This is a genomic window from Collinsella aerofaciens (assembly GCF_015553355.1).
Classification (GTDB): Bacteria; Actinomycetota; Coriobacteriia; order Coriobacteriales; family Coriobacteriaceae; genus Collinsella; species Collinsella aerofaciens_V.
Genome location: NZ_JADNGN010000025.1, coordinates 24,322 through 36,001, shown reverse-complemented (window position 1 = coordinate 36,001; position 11,680 = coordinate 24,322). Strand labels below are relative to the sequence as shown.

Genomic DNA, 11,680 nt, shown 5'->3' with positions numbered 1-11,680 from the left:
CTGGGCTTGATCATCTTCGAGACGGCGCCGACCACGCAGTCGACCCCCAGGCCGGAGAGCCTCTTCTGCAGGTCGAAGCCCGTGACCCCGGACTCGTACACGCACCTGGCCCTGGGGTCCACGGAACGGACCCACTCCGCGACTGCCCCGGCGTCGTAGCCGAAGGTCGCGGCACGTACCTCCCCGGTCATGACGTCGAGGGAGACGGCCTTTATCGAGCGGGCGTGGACGTCGAGGCCGATGAAGGTAGTAGTATCGAGCATGGGAGCCCCTTCCATGAATGCGGCGTGGCCGCCGCGGTTGGATTAGACACTCACCATTGTCGGCCTAATCCGCGGTCTTTCATGCAGCAGGGGCTCTCAATGTTTTTATGTCCTGCTCATATCGTCTGTGCCGGCAGAAAGGGACTGTCCCCAACTGCCGGGCGGAATCGTTTAGCGGTGCTGCTGCCGGCTGGGCAGGCTGAGCTGGTATCCTTATGTAGTTATGTCTCGATTCGTTAGGATTGCATGTGCGAGCTGCCACTGTCCTTCGTTCAGTTATATATCGCGCTCTGGCCATTGTGCTTGCCGCGCTTGCCGTACTAAGTTCTATCGCGCCTGTCCAGGCTTTTGCCGATGACTCTAGTCAGCAAGTCAAAACGGTCCGCGTCGGCTGGCTCGTCAGCAACGAGGGCTTCCAGGACGGCACCCCCGGCGAGCGTCTCTCGGGATGGGGTTACGAGTACCTCCAGACCCTGTCGTACTACACGTCCGGCTGGCGGTACGAATACGTCTCCGGCACCTTCACCGAGCTTATGGACATGCTCGAGGCAGGCGAGATCGACCTCATGCCCAACATCTCCTACTCCGAGGAACGTGCCCAAAAGCTGCTCTTTTCCTCGAACCCCGAGGGCACCGAGCGCTACTACATCTACGCCAGGCCCGACCGTGACGACCTTGCAAAGGGTGACCCTCAAGCACTCCAGGGTCTCACTATCGGTTGCAACCCCGACGTCATGCAAACCTTCGTTGGCCAGCAATGGCTCGCCAGCGAAGGAATCGCCTGCACATACAAGGAGTATGACGGAGGATCCGATCTCTTTGACGCGCTCGCAAACGACGAAGTCGATGCCGTCATCATGAACGACACAATCTCGTCGCCCAATGCCCCCCCCATGTTCTACATTGGTTCGAACGACTACTACTTTGCCGTTCCCAAAAGCCGCCCCGACCTGATGGACGACATCAATGCTGCCATGACGGCAATCGCCCGCGTCAACCCACGCTATAACGACGAAGTAAAATCTCACTACTCGACCCAAAACAGCGGCTCATCATCGCTCAACGGACCCGAACGTTCCTGGCTCAAAGCAAATGACAACACCATCACGCTCGGCTACATTACGGGCAAACTCCCCTACTGCAACGAGAACGAAGACGGCGAAATGGAAGGCTCGCTCGCATCGCTTGCGACGACGCTACACGATAAATTTGGCATTACGGTCAAAACCGTCGCCTTTGATAGCTACAAGATGATGTCAAAGGCCCTGTCAAAGGAAAGCATAGACGTTGCGCTGCCGGTATACCGAGATTACTGGTTTGCCGAGCAAACAGGCGTTGTGCAGTCGATATCGTTGGGGACCATATCCCTCACCGCCATCCACACCGGCAGCAACCTGAACAAAGACCTTCAGAACATCGCCTGTACCAAATCATCGTTTGTCAACAAAAATGCACTTGAAAGTCTGTTCCCCACAGCGACCGTAACCGAATACCAATCCGACGATGAAGCGTTCGACGCCCTCGGGAAGGGAACGGCGCACTGCATCGTCGCTCCCAGTTCACGCGTAAAAACCATCGGTGACCGTTACGATCTCGAGGACTGCGAGACGACCGAGCTCCCTGACACCTGTGAGATCTCGTGCTGGATTTCGCGCGGAAAACCCGAGCTGTTGGGAATCATCAACAAGGGCATCATCAATGCCGGAGAATCGCTCTCCGCAAGCAATTTCTCCTCCACGTCGTACACGGCCCAGGAATCCAACACGCTTCAATTCCTTTATCGCAACCGCACCGCCATTGCAGCTACCCTCATCGGTATGTTGTCGGTCGGCATCGTCCTGCTCATCTGGGCGCTCGTGCGCGCTCGAACCGAGCGCAAAAAAGCCGATGCTGCCAACGCCACTAAGACGGCATTCCTCACGCGCATGAGCCACGACATCCGTACGCCGCTCAACGGTATCCTGGGCCTTATCGAGATCGAGGAATTGAAGGAAGGCGATATGCAAGTCGCCCGCGAGAGCCGTGCCAAGGCGCGCGTTGCCGCCAATCACCTGCTCTCGCTGATCAACGACATCCTCGAGATGGGCAAAATCGAAGACCGCAAGCTAACACTGGAGCATGTGCCTTTTAACCTCAAAGAGCTCTGTGACGATACGCTAGTGCTGTGCAAGCTCCGCGCGTCCAGTAACGGCATCACAATGCAGGACAATAGTCTGCCGTACGCCACGGGGCCATACATGATCGGCAGTCCCACCCATATCCGACAGATCATGATCAACCTGTTAGACAACAGCATTAAGTACAACAAGCACGGCGGCTCCGTCACCTTTAGTTCAAAGACCAAGCCACTCGATAACGGGCGCGCGCTCTTTTGCTTTAGCGTTTCGGATACCGGCATTGGCATGGCTCCCGAGTTTTTAAAGCATATCTATGAGCCGTTTGCCCAAGAAGGTGACGATGCGCGCAGCAAGTTCCAAGGAACCGGCATGGGCATGCCAATCGTCAAGTCGCTTATTGAACTGATGGGCGGCACCATCGAAGTCACCAGCGAGCTCCATGTGGGCACCACGTTCTACGTGGAAATTCCGCTCGATATCGACAAGAACCCCCAGGCGCGGACGGATACGGTCGAGAAGGCGCTCGACTGCTCGCTTGCCAACATGAACGTGCTGCTCGCCGAAGACAACGAATTGAATGCCGAGATTGCCCAGGCGCTGCTCGAAAGCGAAGGCATTGTCGTAACTCGCGCCGCCGATGGCAACGAAGCGGTCGACCTATACGTTGGCCGTCCCGCCGGCAGCTTCGATGCGATCCTGATGGACATTATGATGCCGGACATGGACGGTTACGAGGCAACCCGCGCGATTCGTCTGAGCGAGAAGGTCGATGCAGCCGATATCCCCATCATCGCGCTCACCGCCAATGCCTTTGCCGAGGACGCCAAGGCGGCACACGACGCCGGCATGAACGCCCATCTGTCCAAACCGCTCGACTTTAACAAGCTCAAAAACATACTCGCCCGCATCAAGAAAAACGGATCCGTTTCGCTATAGTTTGTGCTCAACAACCATACGCAGCAGAAAGGAAGCCAACGATGTTTAGGCCCTTACGTCGAAAGAAACGCGCCATCACTGACGAAGAAGCGCGCGAACTGCTCGCCACCTGCAAGCGCGGCGTCTTTGCCGTCAACGGCGACGATGGCTACCCGTACGCCATTCCCGTCAACTACTTCTTCGACGCCGAGCACGACAAGATTTATTTCCATGGCGCCAAAGCCGGCCACAAGGTCGACGCACTCAAGCGCGATGACAAGGTCTGCTTTACCGTTTACGGAAACGAGTGGTACAAGGACGATGACTGGGCTCCCTACGTTATGAGTACCGTCGTCTTTGGCCGTTGTCGCCTGGCGAATGACACTCCCGCGTATGTCGAGGACAAAGTCCGTCAGCTCGCCCTTAAGTACTACCCTTCTGCCGAAGAAGTCGAGGAGGAAATCGCCAAAGACATCAAGGGCGTCCAACTCTATGAGATTTCGATTGAACATCTGTGCGGCAAGCAGATACATGAAAAGTAAGCCCAGAAGCAGGTCTCGCAAATAGCAATATGGCCCGGTTCCGACCAGCATGGGAACCGGGCCATATGCTTATGAAACGTTGGCGGCTATGTTCGCAAGCGCCTCAACGAGCTCCTGCGAGCTCACGGGTTTACTCAGGTGCGCGTTCATGCCCGCCTCGCGCGAAAGTCTGCGGTCGTCGGCGAAGGCGTTGGCGCTCACGGCGATGATCGACGTAGTCGCGGCATCCTCGCGATCGAGCGCTCGAATTCGACGCGTAGCCTCAAGGCCATCGATACCGGGCATCATGATGTCCATCAACACCACGTCGTACTCATGCGGCGCGCTCGCGGCAAACATCTCGACGGCAGACTCACCATCCTTGGCATGCGTCACGACGGCACCGGCGCGGGCGAGCGTAAACTGTGCAATCTCGGCATTCAGGTCGTTATCCTCTACGAGCAAAACACGCAAGCCCTGGAGCGCAGCGCCGTCGCCCGCGTCCACGCGCACATCCTGAGGAATCTCGGAGCGCTCGCACTTCTCAAACGGCAGACGGATGGTAAACGTCGTCCCCTGCCCCAAGGTGCTCGTAAAGCTCATGGTTCCGCCCATAAGCTCGACCAGCTGTTTTGCGATAGGCGCGCCCAAGCCGGTTCCCGATGAAGCGCCTTCCACCTGTTGCTCCTCGCGACAAAACGGCTCGTAGAGGTGCTGTTGGAACTCCTCGCTCATACCAATACCGTTATCGGCGATCGTATATTCATAGACAGGGACGCCATTCACTGGCTCCACCTCGCGGCACGCCAGCCGAACATAGCCGCCCCGACGGTTGTACTTGACGGCATTACCGGCAATATTGACCAATAAGCGCTTGAGATGCGTCACGCTCACCCGAGCATAGGGATGATCAAGCGTCTGCTGGTCGCAGATAATTGTCACCACACGCTCCTCGGCCTGGCGCTCCAGAATATCGCGCACTTCGCGGGTGAGCGCCACCAAATTTGTGGGCACGAGGTCCAGGTCGACCTGCCCGCTCTCCAGGCGGCTCATATCGAGCGCCTCGTTTGCAAGGTCAAGCAACAGTCCCGATGCCGTCCAGATCTTTGAGCGGCAATCGGTCTGCTTTTGCAAATCGTCCGCATTGGCATCGCCGACCTCAACCATGCCGCGAATGCCGTTGATGGGCGTGCGCAGATCGTGGCTCATGCGACGCAGAAACTCCGTCTTTGCAGAGTTGGCAGACGAGGCCTCGCGCGCTGCCTTTGCCAGCTTGTCGCCATAGTCGCGTTCCTGCTGCAGCAAATCCGTCAAACGTCGACGATCGGCGCGGCGGCGTACCGTCACAACAGTGGCTATAACACCGCTGTAGAGCACCAGCACGCCGACAGCAGCAGCCGCGACGACCTCAAAGTAGCGCTGCGCCGAGGCATAGGTGTACACATAGAATTTGTGCGCTTTTCCAAATGTGCCCAAATACCACTCGCCGTCGGCGTTAACCAATCTGACCTTACCAGCCAGGCATCGATCCTTAATACCGTCGACAATGAAGACATCCGTCGCAGGCAGATCGAACACGCCCAATACGGTGGGTTCAACGGCATTGGTCGCAACGACCTTGCCGTCGCTTTCGATCACGATATTGCCGCTATCGATGGTTTCATAGCCTTCGAGCAGACTCTGCAGTTTGAGCGTATTGCTTGCAACCGCCTTCGCGCTCTGATGCCTTACCGCGATAACGATACCCTCGCCATCCCGCCGGGTCACGCAACCAATGTCTGCAACCGAATCATCCGAAAGCGTAATGCGGGCGGTATAGGACTTAAGCGGATGAGTTGCCACCTCCAGCACGGGCGCTTCCTTGAGATACGTAGCGAGCGACCCGTAGTCCACATCGCCCGTCGAGGACTCGGACACCAAATTGCCCGATGCATCCGTCACAATCAGCGCGCTCACGTTGAACTGGTCGGCGTATTGCTCCAGCATGGCGTTATCCACCGAACCGTCGCGCTCCATATCGCGAGCAGCCTCTCCGGCAATCTCCATAACGCGAATCAGGTTTTTGGTCGCATAGGCGCTGTTGAACGCGTCGTAGGAAAGGCTCTGCGTCGCCACGTAATCGACAACGTCGGCAAAGCGCTGCTCGGCTTGGGCCGTCGTGTAACCGTAGCTCATCATGCCGGCAGCAACCGAGAGCGCTATCCCCAGCAGAGCGACAAGGAGCCATGCCCCTGTCGAACGATTGTCCCGCTTCTGAGCGGCGTGGTCGGGCGCATCGATCATGACAGGCCCTCCATATTCAAAAATGGCGAAGGGTCATCAAAGTACTTTGACACCAGACGTTCCATGGTGCCATCGGCAAGCATTTCTTGGTAGGCATGAGTGAGCTTGACGTCGATGCCGCGCGTATCGTTGATATCGAAAGCGGTGCCCAAACCAACCTTTAGCAGCGGCTCATCCAAAATGCGATATGTCACACCATAGTCTTTTTCGTAGGTGAGGAACGAGGACTCATGCGCGGCGACAGCGTCGACCAGGCCCTCGACGAGCGCCGGGTTCAGATATGAACCGTCCGAAAAGCTGTAGAGCTCCTTGATCTGCGGAACGTTTTCATTTGTGCGATTGAGCAAAATGCCCTCGGGCTTGGTGGTGGACTGAACCGCCACGATCTTATCCTCAAGATCGGCAAGCGTGTAGATATCGCTCTGGGGATCGACCGCGACCACCTGGCGGCTCGCAAGGTACGGGCCGGCCCAACGATATTCGTTTTCGCGACCCGTCATGCTAAAGCTGCCCATGACGCAATCGAGTTCGCCGCTCGCCAGCAGCTCTTTCTTCTTTTCCCAGTCGATCAGCTGGTATTTTGGCTTATAACCAATGCGGGCCAAAGCCTCGGTTAATATCTCGACATCCAGGCCAACGATATCGCCGTACTCGTCGGTATACACAAACGGTGGATAGAGGTCACTGCCGACGTTGAGCGTCTTAAGGTTGTCGTCTTTGGCCTGCGAGGCGTCCGGGGCTTTTGATGCTGGCGTCGAGGCTTCGTCATTGTGCCCGGAACAGCCGGCCATCGCTATGACAAAGGCGCTCGCCACCGCAAGCGCGACAAACAACGAAATGGCAGCCGAGCGACGGGGTCTTTTCATCGAACTCCAGACGATCCTGTTTACAGACTGAAATGGTTAAAGATAATAGCAAACAAAACCACACGAGTACCCAATGGTTACAGACGTTTTACCATGCGGGGCCTTCCGGCCGACTTGGCAGAAGACCCCGCATGCAGCGCACGCTTACCGTGCATTAAAAACGTAGCGGTCCAGGCGGTCGCACGCTTCCCTTACGCGCGAAAGCGGCAGTGCCAGATTCACGCGAATGTGGCAGGGCCCGTGGAACGGGCGGCCGTCCTGATATCCCACGCCTACGCGCGCCCCCTCGTCGAGCAGCCACTGAATATCGCGGCCATGCTCGCGGCACCACTCGGTGCAGTCCAGAAACACCATGTACGTGCCCTGCGGACGCGAATAGGACACGCCCTCAAAATGCTCGTCCACGTAATTGCAGAAGTACTCGATATTGCCGGCAAGCACCTGGTTGAGCTCGTCCACCCACTCGTAGCCCTGCGGCTGGTAGGCACCGATAAGCGCATGCATAGAGAGGACGTTCATCTCGTTGTAGTGGGTCTTGTCGGACACGGCGCACACGCGGTCGCGCAGCGTCTCGTTATAGATGATGTGGTAGCTGCCGACCAGGCCCGCCAGGTTGAACGTCTTGCTGGGCGCATAGAGGGCAACCGTGCGCATGCGGGCATCCTCGCTCACCGACTGCGTCGGGATATGCTTGTGACCCGGCAGGATGATATCGGACCAAATCTCGTCCGAGATCACCACGCAATCGTGCTGGCGATAGATGTCCATGGCGCGCTCGATCTCGTCACGCTCCCATACGCGGCCGCAGGGATTGTGCGGCGAGCAGAACACCGCGGCATGAATGTGGTTTTGGGCGAGCTTACGCTCCATGTCCTCAAAGTCCATGCGCCACACGCCCTGGTCGTCGAGCTTAAGCGGGCTGTGGACAATGCGATAGCCCACGGCTTCGATGGACTTGGTAAAGCCGATGTAGGTGGGGCTGTGGACCAGCACCGCATCGCCCGGCTGGACATACGCGCGCAGCGTCGACACGACACCGCCCAGCACGCCGTTTTCGTAGCCGATATGCTTAAGTGCCAGACCCTCGACGCCATTGCGGCGGCTCTGCCATTCGATGATGCGATCGAAGTACTCGGGACGCGGATTGAAGTAGCCAAACATGGGGTGCTGGGCACGCTGAATGATGTGTTCCTGGACCGTGGGCACCGTGGCAAAGTTCATGTCGGCCACCCACATGGGAATGCGGTCGAAGCCCTCGTCGGGTGCATTCGGAGCCATACCGGGGATCTCACCCCAAGAGTCAACGGCAATGGAGTCCATGCCGTGGCGGTCGATGATTGAAGTGAAGTCGTATTTCATGCTGGACTCCCGTGCAAAGTTGATTGTTTTGGTAGGCGTTATTGTCCACCAGCGTGGGCGGTTTTGGCGCGGGGTTTGGCGCTTAATTTGACGGGTACGGACGAATGGCTGGTTAGTCTTGCGCGTCGTTGACGGCAACTACGGTTAGCTGGGTTTCATCGACCGCAAACGATATGTCGAGCCCGGCGTAAGCCAAGTGATAAACGCGGTTTGGCTCGTGCTTGCTGCCTGCGCGGCGTGGATCTTGGCGAAGGACCTCGACCAAGCCGGGGAGCTTTGCGGGCGGGACCATATCCTGCAGCGCTTGCGGGAACTCAACATCGAGCTCTTGCCACGGAGCATCCTCAATCCAGCCGCCCGTCGCATCCGGGTGACAGTCGGCAAATGGAATGTAAGGCTTGATATCGTAGATGGGCGTGCCATCGCGCAGGTCGGCCCCCAGCACATGGATGATGGGGCCATCGTCAGTGAGCTCGACACGATCGAGCTTGACGCAGGTGAGCCCAATGGGATTAGGGCGAAACGGACTGCGCGTGGCAAACACGCCCACGCGCTCGGCTCCGCCCAGACGCGGCGGGCGCACGGTCTTCGACCATTTTGCGTTGGTGCCGGACCTGTCCTGCGACTTGGCATCGGCAGCTATGTCGTTTGCTGTGCCGCCGGGCGTTCCGTTTTCGAAGCGCCACAGCAGCCACAGGTGAGAGAAGGAGTCCAGACCCTCAACCGCTGCATTGGAGGCAAATTCCGGCTCAAAAACGATGTGTCCCTGCAGATGAGGCGCCAAAAAGCTGTTGCGCGGAATGCCGAACTTCTGCGGCAGATCGGTATGTATGTGTGCAATAGGTTCCATGCCGGTCATTGTACGGCATGGAGGCGTGGGGCGTTGCGCGCAATTCTTTGTCGCGGCCCCCGTCGTGCAACCAACGGTTGCTTGGAGGGGAGCCAGCCGCCGCGTATGCTTAAGCCACCAACCAGCAGAAAGGAGCCGCTATGGCCTTTGCAGAAAAGCTCATTGCCATCCGTCGCGCCCATCACCTTACCCAAGAGCAGCTCGCCGCCAAGCTCTTCGTCACACGCCAAGCCGTCAGCCGTTGGGAGCGCGGCGAAGTCACCCCGGGTGTCGACATGATGAAGCTCATTGCCGCCGTAACCGGAGAGCCGCTGCCCCACCTGCTCGAAATGCCCGAGCATTATTGCCAGAGCTGCGGCATGATACTCACGCCCGACGACTGCGGCACCGACGCCACGGGCGCCACGACCGACCATTACTGCAAGTGGTGCTACGACCACGGCAAGTACACCTACGACACCACCATGGAGGCGATGATTGAGGATTGTACCCCGCGGCTGGCGCAAAACACCGGCATGTCGCTCGACGAAGCCGTCTCGCTCATGGGCGCCGTCCTGCCGCAACTGGAGCGCTGGCGCACCGTGCAGGAAAACGAGGCGCGCTACGGTGCCGAGGCGCGGGCGCGCTACGGCGATGAGGCTATCGATGCAGCAAACGAAGCGTTGCTGGACATGGACCCTCAGACATGGAGCGACATGAAGGAACTTGAACGCGCTATTCTGGGCCAGCTCTCGATTGCCATGGGCATTGGCGACCCAGAGAGCAACGAGGCTCGTAAGCTTGTCGCGATGCATCGTCACTGGATTGCTCTCAACTGGGGATGCGAGCCCCAAGACGAGGCGTACCTGGGCCTCGCCCACGGTTATCTCGCCGACCAGCGCTTTGTTGACTACTACGACAAGCCCTGCGCCACCGGAGCCACGGCGTTTCTGGTCCAGGCCATCGAGTCTTCGTTGACGCGCGCATAGACCGCGGCGGCTTTGGGTATTTCAATCAAAACCTCAACCGATTGGAGACCTATGGCTACTAATCACGAGCTCGCGCTGTACGTTATGACCGGCTGCCCGTATTGCTTAAAGGTCAAGCACTTTTTGGCCGATAACGGCGTGACCATTCCCGAGCGCAATATCTCGACCGATTCCGATGCCGAACAGACACTCATCGCCGTCGGCGGAAAACGCCAGGTTCCCTGCCTGTTCATCGACGGCAAACCACTCTACGAATCGAGCGACATCATCGCGTGGGTGCAGGAAAACCTGCTCTAGTACGCACGCTCTGTCCGTCCAGGGCCCCAACCCATACGACCCAAACATGTACACCAGCATCCAAAGTCGACATTTTTCGACATCTTTGGATGCTGGCGTACAGCTTTTTGGTAGTCATGGACGCTCTTAGCCGGCTAATTGTTTGAGGAGACCTTTGGATTATGGCTGTTTGACGCCTCTGGAAAGGTTTCCGAGAGGGCTGTGGTCAAAAAAGGGCAAATATGAGTACTGCTACCTGTTTAGTAGCAGCGATTTTGATCACTTCAGGAACTATTCAACGTTCCACTCGTCCGCAGGCGACGTTATTTCTCCTCATATGTTCAATAAAAGTAGCCCCTAATGGGAACAAATCTCATCAGGAGCCGCTATTTATAGCAAAATAAATGCAACCATAATGGCAACAGTACTCATATTTGCCCTTTTTTGACCACGACCCTCCAGAATAGTCGCTGAGAACGACACTAAATGACAAAATCCGGCACTTGGACGTTCTTATATGAGTAGCCATTGAAGGACACCTAACGACTACTCCCATTCGCGACACACTGTGTCGCGAATTAAGCTGGTCTCACCACCGAAGACCAGTGAAAGCTCCTGGCCAGAATCTCGATAGTTTGTTAAAGTGCCCCCCTCTGCAAGTTCAATGAGCGCTCATGTTCCAAACTGAAAAATGAAGAAATATCGAAGCCATCGACGCTCATTTCCTATCGAAAAAAATAGTCAAAACAAGCTAATTAGCTTGATAAGCTGCTTGTATTTTTGTCTACAAAACTGTATACAAAAAGAGATTCCGACAACCAGCGCTCGACATTATGCCAATCGATAGGAGGCGCTATGGACGCTAAGCAACTCGAAAAGATGATCGGATTTGCCCCCGGAGAGTTGGAAAAGGCCGCGGAGGCATACGAAAAAGATGAGTGGCCGAAGGGTCGCACCATCAAGCTGGGAAGACCGCCGATTTCTGACGAGCCAAGCGTTGTTTTATCCGCACGTGTGGGTGAATCGGTCCTTGAAGCCTTTGATGCAAAAGCAAAGCGCCATGGGCAAACACGCACGGAGCGACTCAGGGAGCTCATCACGCTCGATGCAATGATTGCCTAGACTCAACTCCCCCGCCGACCCAAACATATACGCCAGCATCCAAAGTCGACATCTTTCGACATCTTTGGATGCTGACGTACAGCTTTTGCAACATAGTCATTGGGGACGTTCTTAAATGACTAGTCGTTAAAGAACGTCCC

General features: G+C 56.9%; 9 protein-coding genes and 1 pseudogene. 5 read left to right on the top strand and 5 right to left on the bottom strand.

Annotation, left to right across the window (positions count from 1 at the left end):
• A pseudogene (locus I2D57_RS06990) lies at nt 1-263 on the bottom strand (IS110 family transposase); the annotation flags it as partial.
• A gap of 248 nt (nt 264-511) precedes the next feature.
• Here I2D57_RS06990 and I2D57_RS06985 point away from each other — a divergent pair.
• A complete protein-coding gene (locus I2D57_RS06985; RefSeq protein ID WP_195361961.1) occupies nt 512-3,316 on the top strand; it encodes an ATP-binding protein in 2,805 nt (934 codons plus the stop codon).
• 41 nt (nt 3,317-3,357) lie between these two features.
• On the top strand, nt 3,358-3,837 hold the full coding sequence (locus tag I2D57_RS06980; RefSeq protein WP_195361960.1) for a pyridoxamine 5'-phosphate oxidase family protein: 480 nt from the start codon (nt 3,358-3,360) through the stop codon (nt 3,835-3,837).
• Nucleotides 3,838-3,906: 69 nt separating this feature from the next.
• Here I2D57_RS06980 and I2D57_RS06975 read toward each other — a convergent pair whose 3' ends face one another.
• From I2D57_RS06975 to I2D57_RS06960, 4 genes are all read right to left on the bottom strand, one after another.
• Nucleotides 3,907-6,099, bottom strand: a complete 2,193-nt coding sequence (locus tag I2D57_RS06975; RefSeq protein ID WP_195361959.1) for a hybrid sensor histidine kinase/response regulator — start codon at nt 6,097-6,099, stop codon at nt 3,907-3,909.
• Nucleotides 6,096-6,965, bottom strand: a complete 870-nt coding sequence (locus tag I2D57_RS06970) for a substrate-binding periplasmic protein (protein ID WP_195361958.1) — start codon at nt 6,963-6,965, stop codon at nt 6,096-6,098. Before I2D57_RS06970 ends, I2D57_RS06975 begins: the two co-directional genes overlap by 4 nt.
• A 144-nt stretch (nt 6,966-7,109) precedes the next feature.
• On the bottom strand, nt 7,110-8,324 hold the full coding sequence (locus I2D57_RS06965) for a MalY/PatB family protein (RefSeq protein WP_195361957.1): 1,215 nt from the start codon (nt 8,322-8,324) through the stop codon (nt 7,110-7,112).
• 112 nt (nt 8,325-8,436) lie between these two features.
• The gene (locus tag I2D57_RS06960; RefSeq protein WP_229055673.1) at nt 8,437-9,174 is read right to left on the bottom strand and encodes an SAM-dependent methyltransferase; all 738 of its coding nucleotides are present in this window, start codon (nt 9,172-9,174) and stop codon (nt 8,437-8,439) included.
• Between the two features lie 140 nt (nt 9,175-9,314).
• Here I2D57_RS06960 and I2D57_RS06955 point away from each other — a divergent pair, with 140 nt between their 5' ends.
• The 3 genes from I2D57_RS06955 to I2D57_RS06945 all read left to right on the top strand — a co-directional run bounded on the left by I2D57_RS06955 (nt 9,315) and on the right by I2D57_RS06945 (nt 11,540).
• Nucleotides 9,315-10,142, top strand: coding sequence for a TipAS antibiotic-recognition domain-containing protein (locus tag I2D57_RS06955; protein WP_195361955.1), 828 nt, complete (start codon nt 9,315-9,317; stop codon nt 10,140-10,142).
• 51 nt (nt 10,143-10,193) lie between these two features.
• Nucleotides 10,194-10,439 carry a glutaredoxin family protein gene (locus I2D57_RS06950; RefSeq protein WP_117763676.1) on the top strand — a complete coding sequence of 82 codons (246 nt, stop codon included), beginning with the start codon at nt 10,194-10,196 and terminating at the stop codon, nt 10,437-10,439.
• Between the two features lie 834 nt (nt 10,440-11,273).
• Nucleotides 11,274-11,540 carry a ribbon-helix-helix protein, CopG family gene (locus tag I2D57_RS06945; RefSeq protein ID WP_195361954.1) on the top strand — a complete coding sequence of 89 codons (267 nt, stop codon included), beginning with the start codon at nt 11,274-11,276 and terminating at the stop codon, nt 11,538-11,540.
• Nucleotides 11,541-11,680 lie beyond the last annotated feature (140 nt).

Bases quoted from the DNA above. Each gene is read 5' to 3' on its own strand.
- I2D57_RS06960 (WP_229055673.1), bottom strand. From the start codon at position 9,174: ATGGAACCTATTGCACACATACATACCGATCTGCCGCAGAAGTTCGGC.
- I2D57_RS06950 (WP_117763676.1), top strand. From the start codon at position 10,194: ATGGCTACTAATCACGAGCTCGCGCTGTACGTTATGACCGGCTGCCCG.
- I2D57_RS06975 (WP_195361959.1), bottom strand. From the start codon at position 6,099: ATGATCGATGCGCCCGACCACGCCGCTCAGAAGCGGGACAATCGTTCG.
- I2D57_RS06945 (WP_195361954.1), top strand. From the start codon at position 11,274: ATGGACGCTAAGCAACTCGAAAAGATGATCGGATTTGCCCCCGGAGAG.
- I2D57_RS06980 (WP_195361960.1), top strand. From the start codon at position 3,358: ATGTTTAGGCCCTTACGTCGAAAGAAACGCGCCATCACTGACGAAGAA.
- I2D57_RS06955 (WP_195361955.1), top strand. From the start codon at position 9,315: ATGGCCTTTGCAGAAAAGCTCATTGCCATCCGTCGCGCCCATCACCTT.
- I2D57_RS06965 (WP_195361957.1), bottom strand. From the start codon at position 8,324: ATGAAATACGACTTCACTTCAATCATCGACCGCCACGGCATGGACTCC.
- I2D57_RS06970 (WP_195361958.1), bottom strand. From the start codon at position 6,965: ATGAAAAGACCCCGTCGCTCGGCTGCCATTTCGTTGTTTGTCGCGCTT.